Annotated in this window: 20 protein-coding genes and 4 pseudogenes; 8 read left to right on the top strand and 16 right to left on the bottom strand. The window is 59.5% G+C overall.

The features are described 5' to 3' along the window. Nucleotides 1-8 precede the first annotated feature (8 nt). From lsrB to lsrA, 4 genes are read right to left on the bottom strand one after another with little or no spacing between them, the layout of a single operon-like run. Entirely contained in the window at nt 9-1,040 is a 1,032-nt protein-coding gene (gene lsrB / locus ASD03_RS11515) for an autoinducer 2 ABC transporter substrate-binding protein LsrB (protein ID WP_057209592.1), read from the bottom strand. Next, nucleotides 1,037-2,053: an autoinducer 2 import system permease LsrD gene (locus ASD03_RS11510; protein WP_057209588.1), complete on the bottom strand. Its 1,017-nt coding sequence runs from the start codon at nt 2,051-2,053 to the stop codon at nt 1,037-1,039. The genes lsrB and ASD03_RS11510 overlap by 4 nt, the downstream gene beginning before the upstream one ends. After that, a complete protein-coding gene (lsrC, locus tag ASD03_RS11505; RefSeq protein WP_057213586.1) occupies nt 2,050-3,081 on the bottom strand; it encodes an autoinducer 2 ABC transporter permease LsrC in 1,032 nt (343 codons plus the stop codon). Before lsrC ends, ASD03_RS11510 begins: the two co-directional genes overlap by 4 nt. Further along, the gene (lsrA, locus tag ASD03_RS11500) at nt 3,074-4,576 is read right to left on the bottom strand and encodes an autoinducer 2 ABC transporter ATP-binding protein LsrA (protein ID WP_057209579.1); all 1,503 of its coding nucleotides are present in this window, start codon (nt 4,574-4,576) and stop codon (nt 3,074-3,076) included. The genes lsrC and lsrA overlap by 8 nt, the downstream gene beginning before the upstream one ends. A gap of 239 nt (nt 4,577-4,815) precedes the next feature. Here lsrA and ASD03_RS11495 point away from each other — a divergent pair, with 239 nt between their 5' ends. The 3 genes from ASD03_RS11495 to ASD03_RS11485 are packed head-to-tail and all read left to right on the top strand — an operon-like array spanning nt 4,816 to nt 7,700. Then, nucleotides 4,816-5,763, top strand: a complete 948-nt coding sequence (locus ASD03_RS11495; protein ID WP_057213583.1) for a sugar-binding transcriptional regulator — start codon at nt 4,816-4,818, stop codon at nt 5,761-5,763. Between the two features lie 8 nt (nt 5,764-5,771). Beyond that, nucleotides 5,772-7,334, top strand: coding sequence for an autoinducer-2 kinase (gene lsrK / locus ASD03_RS11490; RefSeq protein ID WP_057209572.1), 1,563 nt, complete (start codon nt 5,772-5,774; stop codon nt 7,332-7,334). Nucleotides 7,335-7,388: 54 nt separating this feature from the next. Next, nucleotides 7,389-7,700 (top strand): antibiotic biosynthesis monooxygenase, encoded by a 312-nt coding sequence (locus ASD03_RS11485; RefSeq protein ID WP_057209569.1) that lies wholly within the window; start codon nt 7,389-7,391, stop codon nt 7,698-7,700. 657 nt (nt 7,701-8,357) lie between these two features. Here the strand turns inward: ASD03_RS11485 and ASD03_RS41260 are convergent. From ASD03_RS41260 to ASD03_RS11450, 9 genes and pseudogenes are all read right to left on the bottom strand, one after another. Further along, a pseudogene (locus ASD03_RS41260) lies at nt 8,358-9,082 on the bottom strand (zinc-binding dehydrogenase); the annotation flags it as partial. Nucleotide 9,083: 1 nt separating this feature from the next. After that, nucleotides 9,084-9,416 (bottom strand): annotated as a pseudogene (locus ASD03_RS40435) (alcohol dehydrogenase catalytic domain-containing protein); the annotation flags it as partial. 81 nt (nt 9,417-9,497) lie between these two features. Beyond that, nucleotides 9,498-9,587 (bottom strand): annotated as a pseudogene (locus ASD03_RS40430) (GNAT family N-acetyltransferase); the annotation flags it as partial. Nucleotides 9,588-9,609: 22 nt separating this feature from the next. After that, entirely contained in the window at nt 9,610-10,455 is an 846-nt protein-coding gene (locus ASD03_RS11475) for a xylose isomerase (RefSeq protein ID WP_057208289.1), read from the bottom strand. Between the two features lie 22 nt (nt 10,456-10,477). Then, a complete protein-coding gene (locus tag ASD03_RS11470; protein ID WP_057208288.1) occupies nt 10,478-11,683 on the bottom strand; it encodes an FAD-dependent oxidoreductase in 1,206 nt (401 codons plus the stop codon). A gap of 63 nt (nt 11,684-11,746) precedes the next feature. After that, nucleotides 11,747-12,691, bottom strand: a complete 945-nt coding sequence (locus ASD03_RS11465; RefSeq protein WP_057213580.1) for a substrate-binding domain-containing protein — start codon at nt 12,689-12,691, stop codon at nt 11,747-11,749. Nucleotides 12,692-12,766: 75 nt separating this feature from the next. Then, entirely contained in the window at nt 12,767-13,078 is a 312-nt protein-coding gene (locus ASD03_RS11460) for a MocE family 2Fe-2S type ferredoxin (RefSeq protein WP_057208284.1), read from the bottom strand. After that, the gene (locus ASD03_RS11455; protein ID WP_057208282.1) at nt 13,075-14,109 is read right to left on the bottom strand and encodes a sterol desaturase family protein; all 1,035 of its coding nucleotides are present in this window, start codon (nt 14,107-14,109) and stop codon (nt 13,075-13,077) included. Before ASD03_RS11455 ends, ASD03_RS11460 begins: the two co-directional genes overlap by 4 nt. A gap of 174 nt (nt 14,110-14,283) precedes the next feature. Then, nucleotides 14,284-15,285: a LacI family DNA-binding transcriptional regulator gene (locus tag ASD03_RS11450; protein WP_057208279.1), complete on the bottom strand. Its 1,002-nt coding sequence runs from the start codon at nt 15,283-15,285 to the stop codon at nt 14,284-14,286. A 436-nt stretch (nt 15,286-15,721) separates the two neighbouring features. On the opposite strand from ASD03_RS11450, the gene ASD03_RS11445 reads away from it, so the two are divergent. The 5 genes and pseudogenes from ASD03_RS11445 to ASD03_RS40420 form a co-directional block, all read left to right on the top strand. Beyond that, nucleotides 15,722-15,991, top strand: a complete 270-nt coding sequence (locus ASD03_RS11445; RefSeq protein ID WP_146160918.1) for a hypothetical protein — start codon at nt 15,722-15,724, stop codon at nt 15,989-15,991. Nucleotides 15,992-16,045: 54 nt separating this feature from the next. Further along, a complete protein-coding gene (locus ASD03_RS39940) occupies nt 16,046-16,216 on the top strand; it encodes a hypothetical protein (protein WP_164474915.1) in 171 nt (56 codons plus the stop codon). Next, on the top strand, nt 16,209-16,931 hold the full coding sequence (locus tag ASD03_RS40425) for a hypothetical protein (RefSeq protein WP_244494248.1): 723 nt from the start codon (nt 16,209-16,211) through the stop codon (nt 16,929-16,931). Before ASD03_RS39940 ends, ASD03_RS40425 begins: the two co-directional genes overlap by 8 nt. A 10-nt stretch (nt 16,932-16,941) precedes the next feature. Continuing rightward, entirely contained in the window at nt 16,942-17,184 is a 243-nt protein-coding gene (locus tag ASD03_RS11435) for a hypothetical protein (protein WP_057208276.1), read from the top strand. A 382-nt stretch (nt 17,185-17,566) separates the two neighbouring features. Further along, nucleotides 17,567-17,788 (top strand): annotated as a pseudogene (locus ASD03_RS40420) (hypothetical protein); the annotation flags it as partial. Here the strand turns inward: ASD03_RS40420 and ASD03_RS11430 are convergent. From ASD03_RS11430 to ASD03_RS11420, 3 genes are all read right to left on the bottom strand, one after another. Further along, nucleotides 17,726-18,226: a GNAT family N-acetyltransferase gene (locus tag ASD03_RS11430; protein WP_244494247.1), complete on the bottom strand. Its 501-nt coding sequence runs from the start codon at nt 18,224-18,226 to the stop codon at nt 17,726-17,728. The pseudogene ASD03_RS40420 and the gene ASD03_RS11430 overlap by 63 nt on opposite strands. Before the next feature lie 398 nt (nt 18,227-18,624). Then, on the bottom strand, nt 18,625-19,863 hold the full coding sequence (locus ASD03_RS11425; protein WP_057208272.1) for a type II toxin-antitoxin system HipA family toxin: 1,239 nt from the start codon (nt 19,861-19,863) through the stop codon (nt 18,625-18,627). Beyond that, nucleotides 19,860-20,132, bottom strand: a complete 273-nt coding sequence (locus ASD03_RS11420; protein WP_057213574.1) for a helix-turn-helix domain-containing protein — start codon at nt 20,130-20,132, stop codon at nt 19,860-19,862. Before ASD03_RS11420 ends, ASD03_RS11425 begins: the two co-directional genes overlap by 4 nt. Between the last annotated feature and the right edge of the window lie 241 nt (nt 20,133-20,373).

Here is a 20,373-nt window from a genome sequence, read left to right as displayed (position 1 = left end):
TTTCAAGATCAGAAGTCGAAATTGCCGATATTATCCTTGGTGAAGACGGTACGCTCGGGTAGCAGCACGATACCGTTGCCTTCGGCCTCGTAGTCGTAGCCTTGAACCTTGTTGGCCGAGACTTCGACCGTGCCGACGCCTGGGACTTCCAGCTTGTCACCGACCTTCATGGGACCGTTCTTCAAGACGTGGTCCGCGACGAAGACCGAGATCTTGCCTTGCTGGGTCACATCCCAGAGACCGAACCGCTTGATCGTGCCCCGCTCGATGTAGGGCCGCATGACGTTCGGTGTCGAAAACCCGACGATCGTGACGCCATCTGCCCGCTTCAGGTTTTCAGCGGCCTGGGCTGCGGCCGGCAAGGCGTTGGCGTCGGGCGCGATGATCGCGTCGAGATCGGGGTAAGTCTGCAGGATGCTTTCTGCCGTCTGCAGCGACTTCTGCGCATCGTTGTAGCCATATTGCGTGGTGACGATCTCCCAGCCGGGATGCTCCTTGGCGATCTTCGCCTTGGCAGCTTCCGCCCAGGCGTTCTGGTCGGTGACGGTCGGGCTCGAATAGAAGAAGGCAACCTTCGCCTTCTCCTTCTTCACGCCCTCGCCGGCCATGTCGACAAGCAGACCTCCGAGTTGTTCTGGCGTGCCCTGATTGATGTAGTAGCTCCGGCAATCCGGATTGACGTCGCTATCCCAGGTCATCACCAGCACACCGCGCTCCATCGCACGCTTCAGGGCCGGGCAAAGTCCATCCGGCGAAACGGACGAAACGATGATGGCGTTGTAGCCCTGGTTCACATAGTTGTTGATGAACTGCACTTGGCCGGAGACGCTTGGCTCGGTCGGACCGTCGTAGGTGACCTTTGCGCCAACCTCTTCGCCGGCCTTTACCGCTCCGGCCCCACCGCTGGTAAAGAAGCCGACACCGACTAGCTTGGGGATGAAGGCGATCTGGGATTCGGCCTGCGCCGTACCTGATGCAAGCACGGTGCCGGCAAGAAGGCTGGCCGCAAGGGCGGCGGTTTTGACGATTGTGTTGTTCATTTTCTTTCTCCTCCTGAGGTGACAGCCGCCCGGCTCTTCTGTTGCCGGGCAACGGCGACGAAATCGGAAAGCAAAGCGCTTCCGTGGCGCAGTGCGACCGCTATAACCAGCAACCCTCCCGAAAGTGCGCTGGAAATCTGGCTTGAAACACCGCTCGCCTGCAGGCCCTGCTGCAGGTAGCCGATGACGAATGTGGCAATCAGCGTGCCGAGAATGGACCCCTGCCCGCCGTAGATCGACGCACCACCCAGCACGGCCGCCGTCACGGCTGGAAGCAGCGTCGCGGCTCCGAGATCGACGCGCGCAGAGCCGAAATAGGCGGACATCACCAGCCCCGCCACCGCGGCGCAAAGTCCGGTGACGACGTAGGTGACGGTCTGGATGGTGGCCACGGGAATACCGGCGAAACGAGCCGCACTCTCCGATTGGCCAACAAGAAAGACGGCACGGCCGAAGCGCGTGAAATGCAGGAGCACCACGAGCACGAATGCAAGCCCGAGAAATACGGCAAGGGTCGCGGGCAGCCCGAACAGTTGTGCGTAGCCGAACCCATTGAAGGCTTCCGGGAAGTTGCCGATCCCCTCGTAACCGCCAGCCCCGACAAAGCCCGAAGCGACGGTCGCCGTTCCCTGAAACAGATAGAGGCTGCCGAGGGTGACAACGAGAGGCTGGATCTTCGACAGGTGAATAACGCTGGCGTTGAACAGGCCGCAAATCGCGCCGGTCGCAAGCGATATCAGGATCGATAGCGGCAGCGGTACGGCGTAGAAAGTCGCGACTCCGAACACAATTGCTGCAAGGCCGATGGCCGATGCGAAGGAGACGTCGATGCCGCCGGCGATGATCACCAAAGTCAACGGCAAGGCGACGATGCCGATCTGGACGAAATCCGAGGTGCCGTAGATCAGGTTCGCGGGATTGAGAAAGCGCGGATTGATGATGCCGAAGATTGCAAGCTCCGCCACCAGCATGGCGAGCAACGCGGTCTCCCAGCGGAAGATCAACTTTTTCATCGGCTCGTCTCCGCGATCCTGGATGTTGTAGACTTGGTATCGTGGGCGGGCGCACGATCGTGGATGGCGTAGCGGCGGGCACGAATGCGCCGATCGATAAGTTGACGAATGCGGCCATCGAGAAGGAGTACCGAGAGCAGTAGCGCACCGGCGATGAAGTCGTTCCAGTAGGCGGGAATTTTCAGGAAGACGAGTGCGCTGTCGATCGAGGTGATGAAGATCACGGCGGCGACAACGCCTGCGACCGATCCGGTGCCACCGAGAAGGCTGACACCGCCGAGAACGTTGACCGCGATCGCCTTGAGTTCGATGCCGTTGCCCGCCTGGTTGGGAATGAAGCCGATCTGGGCGGCAAAGACGACGCCTGCCAGAGCGGCGCAAGATCCGGCCGCGACGAAGGCGGCAAATTGGACGCGCCGCACCGGCACGCCGAGGTGGTGCGCTGCCGCCTTGTTGTCGCCGACCGAATAGAAGAAGCGGCCGAAACGCGTCTTGCGCACGAAAATCCAGAGCGTGACGATTAGCAGAACGACGACGACTGTCAGCGCTGAGAAACCGAAGCCGAGATTGGTGGAAAGCGCCTTCAGATCCTGCGGCAGGTCCTCGATCCAGCGTCCACCGGTCATGACCAGCATGACGCCGCGATAAAGACCAAGCGTACCAAGGGTGGCGACGATCGACGGTATGCCGAGATAGGCGACCATCAGCCCGTTGAACGCACCTGCCAGCGCGCCGGTGAGCAGACAAAGGGCGATCGAGAGCGGCAGGCAGAGACCCGCATTCAACGTGAGGCCAAGCACTGCGGCACTCAGACCGAGCACCGAGCCGCTCGACACATCGATGTTGCGCGTCAGGATAACGACCATGGTGCCAAGCGAGATCAGCATCAAAACCAGGCTGCTCGACAGCACGGTCGAGACCGTTGCTCCGGAGAGATAGCCCGGCGCCGCTGCGCCGATTGCGGCGTAGGCAAGGGTCAGGATGAAGATGAGCGTGACAACGCGGTTCCGGGCGAAGAGATCAAGCATGGTGAGCCTCCGAGGCGCCGAAGGCCAGTCTGGCGATTGCATCCACGCTGATCGCGTCCGAGAGTTCGCCGCCGTGTCGGCCAAAGGCCATGACCTGAACGCGATCGGCCAATTGCTCGATCTCGTCAAAATCGGAGGATATGAGGACGATGGCGACGCCGTCGCCGGCAAGCGTGCGGATCAGTCCGTAGATGTCGTTGCGGGCGGCAACGTCCACCCCGCGCGTCGGTTCGTCGAGGATCAACACCTTCGGCTTCGCCGATAGGCATTTTGCCATGAGAACCTTCTGTTGGTTGCCCCCGGAAAGGCCACGCGCTGCCTGGCCGGCGCCGGTGCATTTTATGCCCATGCTGTCGCGAAAGCCGTCGAAGATCCGGCGTTCAATTCCCGGCCGCAGGAAAAACGGCAGGCGATGGATAAGATAGGACGAGACATTCCAGTAGAGCGGCGCTTCGAGGAAAAGGCCGTTCTGCTGGCGGTCTTCCGGCAGATAGACGAGGCCGTGATTGATGCACGACCGTGGCTGCCGGTTCTTCAGCTCCTTGCCTTCAAGATGCACGCTCCCGGCGGTTTGTCTGCGCAAGCCGAAAAGTGTCTCGGCAAACTCCGTGCGCCCGGCACCGACGACACCGGCAAGACCGAGGATCTCCCCTGCCCTGGCATCTAGGTCGATGTCGCGAAAGCCCTCTCCCGACAGCCCGCGCACCGTGAGCCTCGGCTGACCGATCTGCGCCACCTTGCGCCCGAGCTTGGCGGGTCCGTTGCCGGCTGCAAGCGGTACACGGCTCATTGCCTCCACGATCTCGGCGTCCGTATGGTCGTCGAGCGGCCCCGAGAGCACGATGACACCGTCCCTAAGCACGCTGATCGCGCTGCAGATTTCTCGGATTTCACGCAGCTTGTGGGAAATGAAGAAAATGCCGACGCCCTGCCCCTGCAGTTTTCGCACACGTTCGAAAAGTGCGCTCGACTCGAAGGGTGTCAGAGCCGAGGTTGGCTCGTCGAGGATGAGGACGCGCGCGTCCCGCACCAGGCCACGCAGAATTTCGACGATCTGCCGTTCGGCGATCTCGAGCGATGCTGCCTGCGCATCGAGATCCACCGCAACGGCAAGCTCGGCAACAAGCGCCTCGACGCGAGGCCGCAGCGAGCGTGGTGACAGCGTCAAGCCCAGACAGATATTTTCCAAAACCGTCTGGTTTGGCAGGATATGCGCTTCCTGCGGCACCAGATAGAGACCGAGGTCTTGGGCGAGAGCCGGCGAGGCATGCATCAACGTCCGGCCGTTGATTTCGATGCGGCCGGAGTTGGCCGGGATAACTCCGGACATAATCTTCATCAGACTGGATTTGCCTGCGCCATTGCCTCCGAGAAGCGCGTGCACTTCTCCGGCTTCGAGCGCCAGCGAGACGCCCTTTAAGACCGGCACCGCACCAAAGGATTTCCAGATGTCCTCTAGAAGGGCGACCTTCCCGGCCGCTTGTTCCTTCACCATTCCCCACCTGTTCAAATGTATTCTGTTATCATCATGTGATCATAATGCCCTACCACCGTCAATATGGTCATCTGTGTCGAACGGAGAAGGAAATGACTACATGAGGACCAGACGCGCAAATAGTCGCGCAATATCAGTCGGTTGCCGATCAATAAATTATTTCGGCACTCAACACCGTTGACGTATCAAATGTTTTTGCAATATTCAAATGATCACAACAACCCAAAGGAATGGGCCGCATGGCTTCGGACAATGGCGAGTGGAGTTACGCGGATGCGGACGAGGAGACCCTCACCCGCATTGCCTGGTATTACTACAATGACGGCTTGACTCAGAACGAGATCGGCGAACGGCTGAACATGTCGCGCATCAAGGTGTCGCGTCTTCTGGAAAGCGGTCGGCGTTCGGGCATTATCCAGGTGCGCATCAATTCGCGCTATCAGGGATGTCTGGCACTCGAACGTCAGATCAAGGAGCGCTACGGATTGCTGGAGGCCTATGTCGTGCCGCAACTGCCCGATCAGGATCCGAGCGACCGTCTGGGCCAGGCGGCCGCCCAGTTCCTCATGCAGCGCCTGCAGCATGGCGACCTCCTGGCGGTTGGCTGGGGCGCCACCGTCAGCAACACGACTCAGCGGCTCGGCCATCTCGCCAATGAACGCGATATCGGCCTTGTCAGCCTCACCGGCGGCGTCGGAACCTATGTAGACGGTATGCGCACCGCCAATTGGGGAAGCAGCGTCCATCTCGTCCCCGCCCCTCTTGTCGTCAGAGACCCGCAGGTTGCAAGCAACCTCTCCTCTGAACCGGCAGTCGCCAACCTGCTCGACATGGCGCTCAACGCATCCTTTCAGCTCGTTGGTATCGGCGAGCTTTCGCCTGCCTCGACGGTCGTGCGCTCCGGTTATGTCACCCCTGATGAAGTGGAGCCGCTGCGCCGCAAGGGCGCAGTCGGAGACATCCTTTGTCAGTTCTACAATGAACAGGGCGAGGTGCTCGATCTGCCGCTGCACGATCGCGTGATCGGGGTGAAGCTCGCGACCCTGTCGCGCGCCGAAAAGGTCGTGGCCGCGGCAGGCGGCCTGCAAAAGGTACAAGCCATCCATTCTGCATTGCGGGGAAAATTCGTCGGTATCCTCATCACCGATGAAACCACCGCAGCCGGCCTGCTCGAGATCAAGGACTGAGCATCACGATGAACGCAAGATATCTCCTGGCCGTCGACGCTGGCACGGGGAGCGGCCGCGCCGTCATCTTCGACCACGACGGCAACCAGCTCGCCAGCGCCCAGCATGAGTGGTGGCACAAGGCTGATCCGCGCTTTGCCGGCTCGATGGATTTCGATGTTACGGGCAACTGGACACTTTTGGCGCGGGCGATCCGCCGCGTCATTGCTGATGCGGGGATCCGGGCAGCCGATATTGCGGCCGTCAGTGCCACCAGCATGCGCGAAGCCATTGTCGCCTATGATCGCGACGGTCGCGAAATCTGGGCTTGCGCGAATGTCGACAGCCGCGCCAACAACGAGGTTCGCGACCTGAAGCAGGACTTTCCGCAGCTTGAGGCGGAACTCTATGCCCAATCCGGCCAAACCTTTGCGCTGGGCGCCCTGCCCCGTCTACTCTGGCTGAAGCGCAACCTTCCCGACGTCTACGATCGTGTTCATCGCGTCAGCATGCTTTCGGACTGGGTGCTCGCCCGGCTTTCAGGCGTGATCGCGAGCGATCCCTCGAACGCTGGCACGACCGGTCTTTATAGCTTGGCGGCGCGCAACTGGCTTCCGGATGCCATGTCCAAGGTCGGTATGCGTGACGATATCTTCCCGCCGAGTGCCGAGCCGGGCACTGTGATCGGCCGCGTTACTTCGCAGGCATCGCAAGAAACCGGTCTTGCCGCCGGCACGCCGGTCGTCATGGGTGGCGGTGACTGCCAGATCGGCGCCGCCGGTCTCGGGATCGTCAACGAAGGTGACTGCGCGGTGCTTGGTGGCACCTTCTGGCAGCAGGTGGTCAATGTGGCGCCGTCTGTTACGGATCCGTCGATGGATTTGCGTATCAACCCCCACGTCGTCACGGGTCTCAACCAGGCCGAGGCAATCAGCTTCTTCGTCGGCATCGTGATGCGGTGGTTCCGCGACAGCTTCGGCGCTGAGGAAATCATAACCGTCGGCCCCGGCGGCGACGCCTATCGCTTGCTGGAGCAGAAGGCGGCCCTTGTTCCTCCAGGTGCGTACGGCATCATCCCGGTGTTCTCGGACGTGATGCACTATGGAAAATGGTATCACGCGGCCCCGTCACTGCTGAACCTCTCCATCGATCCGGAAAAATCCGGCAAGGCGGCAATCTTTCGCGCTCTGCAGGAAAACGCCGCCATTGTTGCGGCCCGCAACCTTGCCGCCATTTTCAAACTTTCCGGCAAAATACCTGACAAGATCGTCTTTGCGGCCGGCGCCTCCAAGTCCGCCCATTGGTCACAAATCCTCTCCGATGCAACCGGCTTGCCGGTGGTAACACCCGTCGTCAAGGAGGCGACTGCTCTCGGCTGTGCCGCGTCGGCGGCAATCGGCGTTGGATTCCACCGCAATTTCGTCGAGGCCGCCGAAAGCTGGGTTCGTTGGGACCGACACTTCGAACCCAATCTCGAACACAAGGCGATCTACGACAATGCCGGCGAGCGTTGGGCCCGAGCCTACGCTCTTCAACGTCAACTGGTCGATGAAGGCGTCACCACCGCCATGTGGAAGGCTCCCGGTCTCTAAACCCTTTCTTCGCACGCACCAGCGTGCCGCTCTAACTTTACCAAGGAAAACGACATGCTCATTCAGATGGTCAGCATCAAGGTCCAGGAAGGCCATGCGGCCGAATTTCTCCAAGCCTTTCGCATCAACTACGAGGGCACACGCCGCGAGCCCGGCAATCTGCGCTTCGATGTTTTGCGCGATCCGCAGGACGAAAACACGTTCCTGATCTATGAAGTCTTTCAATCGGCCGAGGCTCTGGAGGACCATCGCAAGACTGAGCACTACAAAGAGTGCGTCCGCATGATTGACCCAATTCTTGCTGGTCCACGGACCAAGGTCTACTACAACGCCGAGATGGCAGACTTTCTTGAGAAGACGGCTTAGAATTTAGCTTCTGGAAAAACTGCGGCGATGCAAACTTCGCGCTTGGTCGAAATTGCGCCCACGCTGCAGCCGTGTGAATTTTTCCGTCCCAGGCGAAGAGGCCGGTGTCTCAAACTTAGGTGGAGCCACACCGGCCTGCTCTCATCCTGAGTGCAACCCGAGCAGGGCACCGCTTTGATGCTCCCTCAGGGGAAGCCACCATCGCTGCAACCGCCGCGTTCCGTCGATACATTCTGCGATTTTGTTACGCGATTTTGTTGCGGCGACCACAAATGCGGTCGCTGCTTGCCGAGCGGGAACTCGGCATAGGACAGGTGGAGGGCTGCCCTATTCCCTGAGGGGTTTATGGAATTCCGACCGGTCGACCGTGATCCTTCATTGGACTAAAATAGAACCACGCTGCGGATGCTCTCGCCGGAGTGCATCAGCTCGAAGCCCTTGTTGATGTCTTCGAGGGCCAAGGTGTGGGTGATCATCGGATCGATCTCGATCTTGCCTTCCATGTACCAGTCGACAATCTTCGGCACGTCGGTGCGGCCGCGGGCGCCGCCAAAGGCGGTGCCCATCCAGCTGCGGCCGGTGACGAGCTGGAACGGACGGGTGGAGATTTCCTGGCCGGCACCGGCAACGCCGATGACCACCGACTTGCCCCAGCCNGTGTGGGTGATCATCGGATCGATCTCGATCTTGCCTTCCATGTACCAGTCGACAATCTTCGGCACGTCGGTGCGGCCGCGGGCGCCGCCAAAGGCGGTGCCCATCCAGCTGCGACCGGTGACGAGCTGGAACGGACGGGTGGAGATTTCCTGGCCGGCACCGGCAACGCCGATGACCACCGACTTGCCCCAGCCGCGATGCGAGGCTTCGAGCGCCTGGCGCATCACCTTGGTGTTGCCGGTGCAATCGAAGGTATAATCGGCGCCGCCGATCTGGTCGGCCCCGCGCTTCGTCATGTTGACGAGGTAAGGCACGATGTCGTCGCCAACCTCCTTCGGATTGACGAAGTGGGTCATGCCAAAGCGTTCGCCCCAGGCCTTCTTGTCGTTGTTGAGATCGACGCCGATGATCATGTCGGCGCCGGCAAGCCKSAGGCCCTGGATGACATTGAGGCCGATGCCGCCGAGGCCGAAGACGATCGCGGTCGCGCCGATCTCGACYTTGGCCGTGTTGATCACCGCGCCGATGCCGGTGGTGACGCCGCAGCCGATATAGCAGATCTTGTCGAACGGCGCGTCGGGGTTGACCTTGGCCAGCGCGATCTCCGGCAGCACGGTGTAATTGGCAAAGGTGGAGCAGCCCATATAGTGATGGATCTTGTCCTTGCCGATCGAAAAGCGCGAGGTGCCATCCGGCATCAGGCCCTGGCCCTGGGTCGAGCGGATNAAGGTGGAGCAGCCCATATAGTGATGGATCTTGTCCTTGCCGATCGAAAAGCGCGAGGTGCCATCCGGCATCAGGCCCTGGCCCTGGGTCGAGCGGATCGCCGTGCACAGGTTGGTCTTGCGCGACAGACACGACGGGCAGGTCCGGCATTCCGGCGTATAGAGCGGGATGACATGGTCGCCCTTCTTGACCGAGGTCACGCCCGGGCCGACATCGACGACGACGCCGGCACCTTCATGGCCGAGGATCGCCGGGAACAGACCTTCGGGGTCGGCGCCGGAAAGCGTGAAATCGTCGGTGTGGCAGATGCCGGTCGCCTTGACCTCGATCAGCNGGGAACAGACCTTCGGGGTCGGCGCCGGAAAGCGTGAAATCGTCGGTGTGGCAGATGCCGGTCGCCTTGACCTCGATCAGCACCTCGCCGGCCCGCGGCCCTTCGAGCTGAACGGTCATCACTTCCAGCGGCTTGCCGGCCTGAACGGCGACGGCGGCGCGTACATCCATAATAATATCTCCGATAGTTTGATTAGGTCAGGGGGCCGGTTGAGACCTTCGCCCACAAATCACGAGCATGTTGCTTCAGCGCCAGGGATTCCTCCCAACGGTCTGTAGTATCTTCGCCGAAGCGGTCTGTTATCGCATAGGGTTTGGGGCCGAGTTCGCAGACGAATGCGAGGCTGTCGTTCGCCCCTGCCCGCTTTTGCCAACTGCGAAAACCAAATTCCCACCAGCCGAGAAAGAGATCCACCCAAGGGCGATGGTGAGGATAGGAGATCTCGATTTGGACCTGTTCTCGTGAGGCTACTCTTCCGTGGAATGCCCAGGAGCAGTCCAGAATCTTCTCGATCAGTCGGTGATTTTCGTCGGAGATGGGCCAGGAAAACTCGCGCCCGACGAGGAAATGGGACACATCTCCCAGTAGCCTCAGATTCGGAAGACGATCAAGAAGGTCCAAGGTGAAGAAAAGGTCGGTGGTCATCCGATCGCGATGAGTCTCGATCAAAACAGGAATTCTCGCTTCCTCCGACAGTTGTTGCCAACCTTCAAGAAGTGGCAGGCAATCTTCTACGCGGCGCAAACGAACGTCGGGTTGCAGGCAGATATGGTGAACACCGAATTCGGCGGCGTTTTCAAGAACCGGCTTGAGATCATCTATGGTCGTTGGAAAACACTGGCCTTCGACCTGAAGGCCGAATTGGCGCAGCAGGGCGTGAAGCCACCGCACATACGCTCGGTCGTGCCAGTGCGCGCTTACACCATCAAAGCCTCCTTGAGCGATCCGCTCGACCTTCTCCTCGAGGGTGAATTCGGAGCGTCTGCTGCTGCGCAGTTCCATCGCCCAAAGTGATTGAAACACCAAAAGTGATTGCATTGCCCCATCCCCGCCGATTTGATCACGCGGCCCGCGCGCTTTTCAGAAGCGTCTTCAGATTAACCGCCGGGTCAGCCAATGACGCTGCATCGACAGCGGCGCCGGCAGCAATCAACATCTCGGCCAGCTTGATATCCTTGGCAATGGTGTTGCCAGCGCCCAGTCCTGCCGCCGCAACGAGCCGCCCGCCGTCCAGATAAAATTCCAGCTCTCCTTCTGCGAGGCAACGCACGACTGCCTGATGAGCGGGCTGCGGCAAACCCGCGACCTGCAAGCCCAGATCATATTGGTCGGTCCAGAACCAGGGGATGGCCAGGAATGCATCGTTGCCGCCCACCATGTTGCGGGCAGCAGTCTCGGCCTGGCTACGCGCATTGCGCCAACTCTCGAACCGGACATGCCCGCCGCTCGCCAACGAAACCGCCGCGCAGTCTCCGGCCGCGAATATGTCCGGATTGCTGGTGCGAAGGGAAATATCCACCAGGACGCCATTGCCGGTCGCAAGCCCTACCGCCTCGGCCAACGCCATATCGGGCTGAACTCCAATCGCTGCGACAACAATGTCGGCTGGCACCACGACACGATCGGCGAGATAAACGGCATCATCAGTGATTTCGGCCACCCCTTGTCCGAGATGGAACTGCACGCCCTCGCCCAGATGCCTGGCATGAAGCTTTGCGGCGAAACGCGTGGGTACGGCGCGCCCAAGCGGCTTTGGCGCAGCTTCAATGATGCTGACAGCAACGCGCTTTTTGCGCAGCACGGCTGCGAGTTCCATTCCGATCAGGCCGCCACCGACGATCGCGACGCTCTTGCCGATCTCGGCACCAGAGAAGATCGTCTCAGCATCCGCATAGGTGCGGAAGTCCAGCGCGCGTTCTGCGCCGGGGCATGTCAGCCGCCGCGGACGCGCGCCAGTGGCCAAAAGCAGCTTTCCATAGGTCAACACCCGCCCGTCGCTAAGCGCAACAGTATGGCTTTCCACGTCAATGCTCGACGCCGAGACACCCTGAAGGTAGTCGATGCCGGAAGCTTCCAGCGCCTGCGCTCCGCAGATCGGCTTCAACTGGACCGCACCCTCGATCGGTTTCGACAACGGCGGGCGCTCATAGGGCAGGTGAGGTTCCGAACCGACGAGCGTGACGGCTTCTAAGAAGCCTGCTTCGCGCAGCGCAAAGGCCGCTCGAGTACCGCATTCTCCGGCCCCGATAATGACGATACCGCCCATGCTCTATCTCCAGCTTGAAATGGCCTGGCGCAACGCAATTGCGATGCGCCAGTCGTGGGAGGATCAGTTCTGATGGGCGTATTCGGCCATGTTCTTGGGCGTGACGAGCTCGAAGGGAACCCAGACCGCCTTCTCGATACTCTTGCCCTGAGCCAATGCCGCCGCCGCATCGACGGCGCTCGCTGACTGGCCCTTGGCGTTCTGGAATACCGTGACGTCCAGGTCGCCTGCCGCCATGGCCGCCAGTGCGTCCTGCGTCGCGTCGATACCAACGATGATTACATCGTCCGTCGATACGCCCGCCGCTTTCAGCGCCTGAATGGCACCAATCGCCATCTCGTCATTGTTGGCAAACACCACGTCAATGGGTCGGCCGGCGGTGATCCAATTCGTGGTCAGATCCATCGCATTGGTGCGTGTCCAGGCAGCGGATTGCTCGTCAGCAATTGTCACGCCCTTGCAATCGCCCGCCGCCAGCGTTTCCTTCACCGAAGAGGTGCGATCCCGCGAAGCCTGATGCGCCAAATCTCCCATCAGGATGTAGACCTGGGCATCGCTTGCTTTTCCTTTTGCCTTCAAGAGCTCACAGGCAGCCTCGGCACCCAACTTCCCCGAGTCGGTCTCTTTCGAGCCAACATAGGCCTGCTTTTCGGGTAGCGTATCGACATTGTCGGGCTGAAGATTGAGGTAGACCAATGGAATGCCAGCCTTCTGCGCTGCTTCGCTGATGCCAGGGGCAGCCGACGTATCGGCAAGCGTCATGATGATCGCATCCACGCCCGAGGCGATGAAGTTGTCCAACTGACTGCGCTGTTTGGAAATGTCGGTTTGAGCATCTTCGATCTGAAGGTTGACGCCGCTTATCTGAGAAGCTCTCGCGTCGAGTCCCTGTCGTAGCAATGTCTGGAAATTGTTGTCGAAGCTCTGCATCGAGACGCCGATCGTCTCCGCGGACGCAGCCGTTCCCATTAAGGCGGCCAGAACGGCTGCCAGGTACATGGATTTCATATCATCCTCCCAGTAGGTGCCGGATCACCCGATCGCATTCCGGAGGCCCCACGGGCCTGTTCGGTAGCGGAGCCTTCAGCCGAGGGCCACGCGTACTTCTCCGTCGATCACCTCGGCCGGATAGGTTCTCAGATTCTCGCAGGCGGGAAGCCGAAGAGCCTCGCCAGTACGATAGTCGAAGACGCCGGAATGCTTGGGACATTCCACCTCGAAGTCCATGACCAACCCGTCTGCGAGATGGATCGCCTCGTGCGTGCAGAGCCCGGCCGTGCAGTAGACGTTGTCGTCCGGCCCGCGGTAGATCGCGTAAGTGCGGCCTGCGTGATCGAAGCGCAGCGCGCCTTCCTGCTCAATGTCGTCAAGTTTGCATGCTGAAACCCAGGTCATTCGGCGGCCTCCCCGATTGCGTTGCGTGCCTTGCGGGCTGCGAGTTTTTCCTTCCGCTTGCGATAGCGTTCCTGCATGCGGGCCTCGCCATCGGGAGAGCCGTCGTGCCAGGTGCCGAACCAGCGATCGAGCGGAATTAAGGCGTCCCCATAGTTCACCTCGAAATACTTGTGGTGGAGATAGTGAGCATAGGCGTGGCTATCGAGCAGCTTGTCTTCACCGACCTCAACCTTGTCGAAACCGACGTGACCAGGGATCGCACCAAAACCCGCATAGTGAAGTTGGTAGAGCATGATGATCGGGTTGGACGGCAAGATGAGGTGGTAGAACGCAGTTCCGAAATAGAGCAGATGCTCGATCGGATGCATCGACAACGACGACCAGGGCGATGGATTGACCGAGTTGTGATGGACAGAATGGACCCACTTGTAGAGGAACGGCGTGTGGATGAGCCTGTGGATACAGAAGAAGTGGAATTCGTGGATGATCGGGACCACGAGTGCGACGAGTGCCAGCGTCCAGGGATTTTCCGCAAACGTCAGCCAAGGCGCGTAACCATTGGCATAGGCCCACAGCATCAGGACTTCGATCGCGGTCCAGATTGTCACTCCAGACAGAAACGTTCGCAGGATGTTGTCAACGTTCTGGCTTTCGAACCAAAAGGCCTTGCTCTTCTGGTCGGCCGGAAACTTGCCGTTGTACTTGAAGCGGTTCTCCTGGCGCTTCAGGATGTAAAGATGAAGTTCGAAAGCGCCGTAGAAGAGAAAGACGCAGATTGCATTCACGGCATAAAGCGACGCGATCCAGCCCATGCCCAAGTCCTGCATCGTCTCCGTGGACGGTATCACCCAAGCCCAATAGGCCACGGCTGATACGGCGAAGATCGCATTCCACGGAAAGAAATAGTGTGGCAGCCACTTTGCAAGCGCCAGCAGCTTGAGCGGAAAGGCAAACAATGGCGCTAATTCAATCGGCTCGTTCGGAGCCCAATCACCGCGTTTGTTGCGCGTTCCAAACTTCAGATCATCCATTGCGCTCTCCTCCGCGGGATCGGATGTGCTCACAACCGCACAAATTGACGATGGAAGAAGGACGCATTTGGCGCCCCTATCCGGGTCCTCTTCCTCTGGGAGGCCGGCATCTTCCTTGACAAAAATCTAGCAGGAGGCGGGTTGGATTCCGAAAGTTCGTTTGATCTGATTAGATCAAAGCCCCTCAGGGGTGATGGTGATGAAGCGGATTGGAGCGAGATCCGGCTCGATCGACGTCAGGCCGATGCGTCGCAGAATGAGGTCGAGCGCCCGCTGGGCCTGTGCCTCCGGTGCCTGATCCAAAACCACGTCCATGATCCCATCACGCAGGGCCTTGCGCGTATAGTCTGTCAGCTCATGACCGACGAACAGCAGGTCCCGACCGCGGGGATCTCGGCGCAGCACGTCAATCAGTGCGGAATTTGCACCCCCGGCGTTATAGAGCCCGACGAGGTCGGGATAGATTTTGAGCGCGTTGACCAAAGTCTCCGCGCTATAAAGTTCGTCATCACGTGTGAACCCAAGCCATTCGAAGGCGATCGAACCAGGATGCTCGTGAAAGTAATCGGAGAACCCGCGGATGCGTTCGCGGTGCACCTGATAGATGGGATGGCACAAGGCAACGACCGAGCCCTTTGCCCGGGTCATTCGAGCAATGAGATGCGCCGCAGTCCGTCCGGCAGCGTAGTTGTCAATGCCGACGAACTCACCTTTCGTCTCAGAGGCACGCGTTACAACATGGACGACCGGGAGACCCCGCTCCACAACGGCTTCTACCGCCGCGCTGATCGTTGGATTGTTGGGAGCGGCCAAGATCAGACCTGCGCGCGTCATTTCGGTAGACATGATGCGCCTTGCGATTTCCGCAGACTTCATTTCTTCAGTGAAGGTGCGGTGCACGATTACGAGCGGATCGAGTGTCTCGGCAATCCTCTCGAAGGCATTAGCGAGCCGGCGGTAAAATGTCGTTTCAGGTCGAACCAACAAGACTTCAATGCGCAGCAGTCCGCGATGGGTGTCCGCAGGTAATCGGGGGTAATTGAGGGAGCGAGCGGCGATAACGACCTTCTCGACCAACTCAGCGCGTACGCCGCCTCGCCCGTTCACGACCCGCTCGACCGTTGCAGTTCCGACTCCGGCCAGGCGGGCGATATCCCGATAGTTCGGCTTGCTCACATTCCGGATCCCTAACAAAGGCCTGTACTACACGTAAGATGTCCCTCCATCATTACCTTGGCGTCAAGCGTCACAGATAGAATTCAGGAAATCGGATTGCTTCAGCTGCATTGTGAACGTCTTGCATTAGAGGGACCTTGCGAACAGCAAACGCCGCCCTAACATCTTCTGCAGGAGGAAACGCCATGCCGAAAATCGCCGGGCCTAGACATCCGAAATCTCACCCCGATCGTGACCTGCAATGCCAGGAGGCGATCACTGATGAATTCCAGTTTTTGATCGAAAGGATGGTCGCCCGAAGAGGCCTCATCAGCGTTGATCGAGCTGGCCGAAAACCACTATCTCTCGATCAATGCTGAGGCAGAAATGTTTGAGCTTGGCGCTGGCGTCGTGCTGATAGCCCCAAAGCCGCATTGATTGGGTGGAGGCTATCAAAATGCCCGGCACCACATGGCGAAAAGGCGACATGCCGGAGGATGGATCCGTAATCTTTGTCCGCGTCGTGCGCCCCTATCGATTCAAAATCTACAAATCGAATAGCGAGGAATTTCGACACGGCAAGAAGGGTCGATGGCAGCAAATGAATGAGTTTGGTGGTTGGGATAATTGCCAGCCACCTACCGGCTTCGAATGGTCGATTGAGCTCCGCGATTCGGCGCTCCCCTTTTTGAGTTATGCGGAGAGCCTCCCCAAATCTGGTCGTTGACTCTCTGCTTAATGAGAACATTTGTAGAACAGATTTACTCAGAAGGCATTGAGCATGAGCGACGAGGTTGGCGCTACCAAGAGAGGGGAAAGCGACCTGGCCAAGCACCTGGGCGAACACCACGGCTGGAAGACGTGGGGCGGCTTCGACTTCGCTATCGGAAGGGCCACCCCGAAGTGGCTCGGTTACGAACATCGGCCGGAGTGGAAGAAGGGCAATGCCTAAGAACGGTGCCTGGTGGCTATCGGAGCTTGTCGCCAAGGTTCGAGTCGAATGTTCATGCGGCATGAAGAAGCAATATGACGCCAAGGCGCTGCTGGAGCGCGTCGGCGACATGCCTATGCCCTCCCTTTTGGACCAACTGGCACAAGCAAACGGCTGCTCTAAAACCAAGAACAACTTCAATAATCGCTGCCAGCTGAAATACAGCGACCCAATGCCTTCGGAGGCCCCGCCCTCCCGATCGTACCGGCTGGCAATGCGGAACCAGCCGGACGACCGGAAGAAATCACCTTCGCCAATCTACCGGAATGGTGTGAGCTTTTCTGCCAATGCAAACGCTGCGGCCGAGAACATCACCTGGATCGGAACGACCTGGCGCGTCGGTTTGGCACGACGCAGTCGATCCTGGCACTTGGACGACGCATGCGTTGCAAGAAGTGCAGCAACAGCAACGGTAACGTGCTCCGGGTGCGAAAACAGAGACGGTGATTTGTCGACCGCCGCGATGGAACATTGTTGCTGCAAGGGTGTTATATGTACTCATGTCGAAGGTTGCACCTCTGCAAGGCCCCTCTCCTGGGGCCTATTTTTTGAGCTCAAACCAATCGACATTATCGGCCAGTTCCCGGCGCCTCTGTCCCGGATGGCAGCACCATATGATACGGTCCTCAAAACGACAGTCGGAAATTGGTACACGTTATCTTTGCTAAAGCCCTGAGGAGCCTACCATGTCCGATTCAGCAGACTTCCCACCTCTTCCAGATGAAATCGAAGCCGGACTGGCGGCCTACATGACCGACCCGGACCTTTCACCGCCACCTGCCGGCCGGGTCGACGCGGTCGAAACCATCTTGCGCGACTGGCTTATAGCACATCGGTACATGACGGACGTGCCGGAGCCCTCTCCGGTTAGGTTGGATACGAAAGGCGTGAATCGCGAGGAAGTGCAGTATCCAGGCTTTATCAAGTAAAATTGCGAGTTGAGGAGTGGCGCAGAAAGTCCGCCATGTCCGCGAAAATACCGGTCAGTATCGAATACGCGAGGAACGGCAGCTCCATCGATTCGCTATTCGCCTGAAGCTGCTTGCCGCGACGCTTTCAGCAAAAGAGGTATCCAGCGCTCAAGCAGCGTCCGGATGCCTGCTTTGACGGCGCGCCATTGGGATAGTCCGCTTTTCTTGGGATCCATCCCTCGACAGTCAGCGATAAATCGCGAAAGACCACGGTGTATTTGCCGAGGACCGTGAACAGGTGCTGGCCCGGGTGAAGGAGGGTGCGCTACATGGAAACCGCAGCACCCTCAACCGTGCCGCCAAGTGCGCACACGGAAGTTCTTCAACGGACTCACAGCCAGTGGAGGCGACCGAACACCGTATGCGGCAGATCATGCTCACCGCTGAGGCGGCAACCCTGGCGTTGATCCCGAAATCGCACGAGATCTTCTGGGGACCCATGGCCTACGCAATGATGGGTGGCATCGTCCTGGGAACGGCGCTGACGCTTCTCTGTGACCTATGTGGTGGCGATCGTCCAGCAGATCAGTGGGCCATCTTCTGGATCGACGCGTTCTCCTGATTGAACGAACCCGTTTCGTTCGAGCACGCGATGCGAGCCGATGTTATCCCCAGCCGTTTCCGCCGAAATGTTTCTGACCCGCGCATCGCCGCGTGCCCACCTCAGCAGTTCTGAAATAGCTGCCGTCGTATAGCCGCGGCCCTCGCGCGAGGGCGCAACGCCGTACCCGATATGCACGTCGCCGTTCTCAGGCGGCCTAGTGATCGAGCACAGACCCACCACCTCGCCATCCTCAACGATCAGCCAGGCCGATGGACTGAATTCCTCGTCGACGCCGCGATTGAGATCGGACAGCATCCGCAATACCTCCTGAGAGGCGATGGAGCTGTCCTGCACGAGGCGGAGACCTATAGGAGCAACGCCGTTCGCCAGCGCGTCGAAGGCGCCGGGGGTAAGGATTGTAAGCATGGTTTTTCTCACCTTTTGAAAGTACACCATTGTTGGCGATCAGGCCGAAACGCAGGGTAAAGGTCAGCCGCTCACAAACTTGCGACGGCTCATCTCCGCCGGCACGGCCGGTAGGTTGGAAGATTCGCGATGGCAATCAAAGGCATTCTCCCCAGGTGGGGCGTCGTTGGTACCAGCGAGTTGCTTCCCGTGCAATCCGCCTCTCTCGCCAAGTACATATTTCGATGAAACACCTGTATTTGCTCGTCCGAGCGCGAGCCGTGTCAGCCGGGTGCGTTCGTTCTGCTCGTGCTGCGGGGCATCGCGTCTGCCTCGGTAAGAGCGTAGTGGGATTAAGCGGCCGTGTTGGGAGGCACAAAGCTTTCGCACCTAACTGCGCCCCAAGCGGGATTTTTGCCGTTCTCGAAGGAGTTTTCTCGATCCGATGATCATCCGCACGCCTGAGCCAGAATTCGCCTGCATCTCTCCTGAACGCGATGAACGATGCGAACAAGGACTGCCGTCGGATCGCCAGCCATGGCCGCGATTTGCGGCGCGACGTCCTCACAAGCGCTACTGATGAGTCCAGCAAGTTCCTCCACCCGTCTGATGGTCGATGCGCCGCTCATTCCGAGCTCCTTGGCCAGTTCCTGCCAATCGGAACGCCTCAAGTCAGTTGCGTGGAAACGTCCAGCAATAGCCTGCGGTAAACTCTGATCCACCTGGCGGTAAACCGCCGCACACATCAGGTCGTAGAGCGGCGCCATCTTTGCGGATCCTGCAGCACCGATCAGGATCGAATAGTTTTTGGCGTGTGAATCCGAGTTGCAGATCAGCACGTTGAAGATTACCGCATCGAGAAGCTTCAGGCGTTCAGCAGGCGAAACGAGATCGCTGACGGCGCCGAACATCATCTTCAGAGTCACGCCACGACCTGTCGAGGATCGCTCATATTTCTGTGACGGAAAATGACCCGTCAACTGGCAGAGGTCCTCCTGATGCAGCCTGCGGATCTCGCCTCGCGGATCCGTGAAGCGGTCATAGCGCTTCACCAGCAGATAGCGTCGTTTCCCGGCTGCGCCTATGGTTGTTTCTGCGGCGTCCAAGCCGCAGGCCCGTGCTAGGGTGAGACAGAAGGCTTCGTTCTCGACGCTTCCGGCAAGCCGTCTGGTGTCCGGCTTGATGATGTGGGTCGACGGCGTTCCGTCGACTGGTATGGAGATCTTGCCTTCTTCATCGACGAAGACCGGCAATTTTTCCTGCACGCCCGCAAGGGACATGGAGACGCCGCGCTCTCCAACCAGAAAGGGTTTGGCCGGAAGTTCGTTGAGTACCCGTTCCAGTGCCTGTTCATCCGGAATTGGCTCATGGTTGACGCCCGCCTTTCGCGCCTCCCCGATGGAGAGCGCGCCTGCCGTGTCCCGCCCGATGTGACCAAGCAGGCCCACAATGTCCTGCGGAGATACTTTCAGACGCTGGCCGATCTCGGCGAGATGTGCTTCCGGAAGAAGGTTGGCAAGCCATGGCAGCAGCCTGTCGGCGCCGACGGAGCCTGAACGCAGCGGCATGGTCAGCGAGACGGGGAAGGCCGAGCGGCGTGCTTTCCAAGAAAGATCGTAGTCGAGCCGCCATTCCCCTTCGAAGGTCATGCGCGCGACGGGAAGGGTTTCATAGAAGATGGTTGTCATCCACCCTCACCAAAGGTCGGCAGGAAGCCGAGGTCATCGTCCGGTGCGGTTGGGGTCATCAGGGCTGCCCTGAGATCGCCGATCTCGATGCCGACGGTACGCGCCACGATCAACGCCTTCTCGAGCTGGCAGCTCGGCTTGCCGGATTCGAGTTCGACGATGAAGCGCTCGCCCGTGCCTGAGCGAGCGGCAAGCTCGGTCTGGGTCCAGCCGAGGCCTTTGCGTTTTTCCCGAACGGCGGCGCCGAACTCGCGTGCGGACCTGAACATTGAAATCTCCAGTGGTGACTTACCGTACAGGAAGATTCCCAAAAGTCCAATGCGATCCGTACCGATCGGGAAGCAGCAGCACCAGCTACACAGAATCATCCTGCTCGGGAAGTTTGTGTTCCTCGTCCCTTGGTGAGCCGGAAGACCTTCGCGTGCACCGTCGTCGGCCCGCCCTGGATCCGGTTTGTGCCAGATGATTTCTGAGCGAACCCACCAACCGGCCTCCTGCAAGGCGATCGCC

The organism is Ensifer sp. Root127 (assembly GCF_001425225.1).
GTDB lineage: Bacteria > Pseudomonadota > Alphaproteobacteria > Rhizobiales > Rhizobiaceae > Ensifer > Ensifer canadensis.
Note: the sequence above shows the minus strand (reverse complement) of the source record. Positions and strands in the feature narration are given on the sequence as shown.

Coding starts and splice junctions, on each gene's coding strand:
- lsrB (WP_057209592.1), bottom strand. CDS start 1,040: ATGAACAACACAATCGTCAAAACCGCCGCCCTTGCGGCCAGCCTTCTT.
- ASD03_RS11510 (WP_057209588.1), bottom strand. CDS start 2,053: ATGAAAAAGTTGATCTTCCGCTGGGAGACCGCGTTGCTCGCCATGCTG.
- lsrC (WP_057213586.1), bottom strand. CDS start 3,081: ATGCTTGATCTCTTCGCCCGGAACCGCGTTGTCACGCTCATCTTCATC.
- lsrA (WP_057209579.1), bottom strand. CDS start 4,576: ATGGTGAAGGAACAAGCGGCCGGGAAGGTCGCCCTTCTAGAGGACATC.
- ASD03_RS11495 (WP_057213583.1), top strand. CDS start 4,816: ATGGCTTCGGACAATGGCGAGTGGAGTTACGCGGATGCGGACGAGGAG.
- lsrK (WP_057209572.1), top strand. CDS start 5,772: ATGAACGCAAGATATCTCCTGGCCGTCGACGCTGGCACGGGGAGCGGC.
- ASD03_RS11485 (WP_057209569.1), top strand. CDS start 7,389: ATGCTCATTCAGATGGTCAGCATCAAGGTCCAGGAAGGCCATGCGGCC.
- ASD03_RS11475 (WP_057208289.1), bottom strand. CDS start 10,455: ATGCAATCACTTTTGGTGTTTCAATCACTTTGGGCGATGGAACTGCGC.
- ASD03_RS11470 (WP_057208288.1), bottom strand. CDS start 11,683: ATGGGCGGTATCGTCATTATCGGGGCCGGAGAATGCGGTACTCGAGCG.
- ASD03_RS11465 (WP_057213580.1), bottom strand. CDS start 12,691: ATGAAATCCATGTACCTGGCAGCCGTTCTGGCCGCCTTAATGGGAACG.
- ASD03_RS11460 (WP_057208284.1), bottom strand. CDS start 13,078: ATGACCTGGGTTTCAGCATGCAAACTTGACGACATTGAGCAGGAAGGC.
- ASD03_RS11455 (WP_057208282.1), bottom strand. CDS start 14,109: ATGGATGATCTGAAGTTTGGAACGCGCAACAAACGCGGTGATTGGGCT.
- ASD03_RS11445 (WP_146160918.1), top strand. CDS start 15,722: ATGCCCGGCACCACATGGCGAAAAGGCGACATGCCGGAGGATGGATCC.
- ASD03_RS39940 (WP_164474915.1), top strand. CDS start 16,046: ATGAGCGACGAGGTTGGCGCTACCAAGAGAGGGGAAAGCGACCTGGCC.
- ASD03_RS40425 (WP_244494248.1), top strand. CDS start 16,209: ATGCCTAAGAACGGTGCCTGGTGGCTATCGGAGCTTGTCGCCAAGGTT.
- ASD03_RS11435 (WP_057208276.1), top strand. CDS start 16,942: ATGTCCGATTCAGCAGACTTCCCACCTCTTCCAGATGAAATCGAAGCC.
- ASD03_RS11430 (WP_244494247.1), bottom strand. CDS start 18,226: ATGGTGTACTTTCAAAAGGTGAGAAAAACCATGCTTACAATCCTTACC.
- ASD03_RS11425 (WP_057208272.1), bottom strand. CDS start 19,863: ATGACAACCATCTTCTATGAAACCCTTCCCGTCGCGCGCATGACCTTC.
- ASD03_RS11420 (WP_057213574.1), bottom strand. CDS start 20,132: ATGTTCAGGTCCGCACGCGAGTTCGGCGCCGCCGTTCGGGAAAAACGC.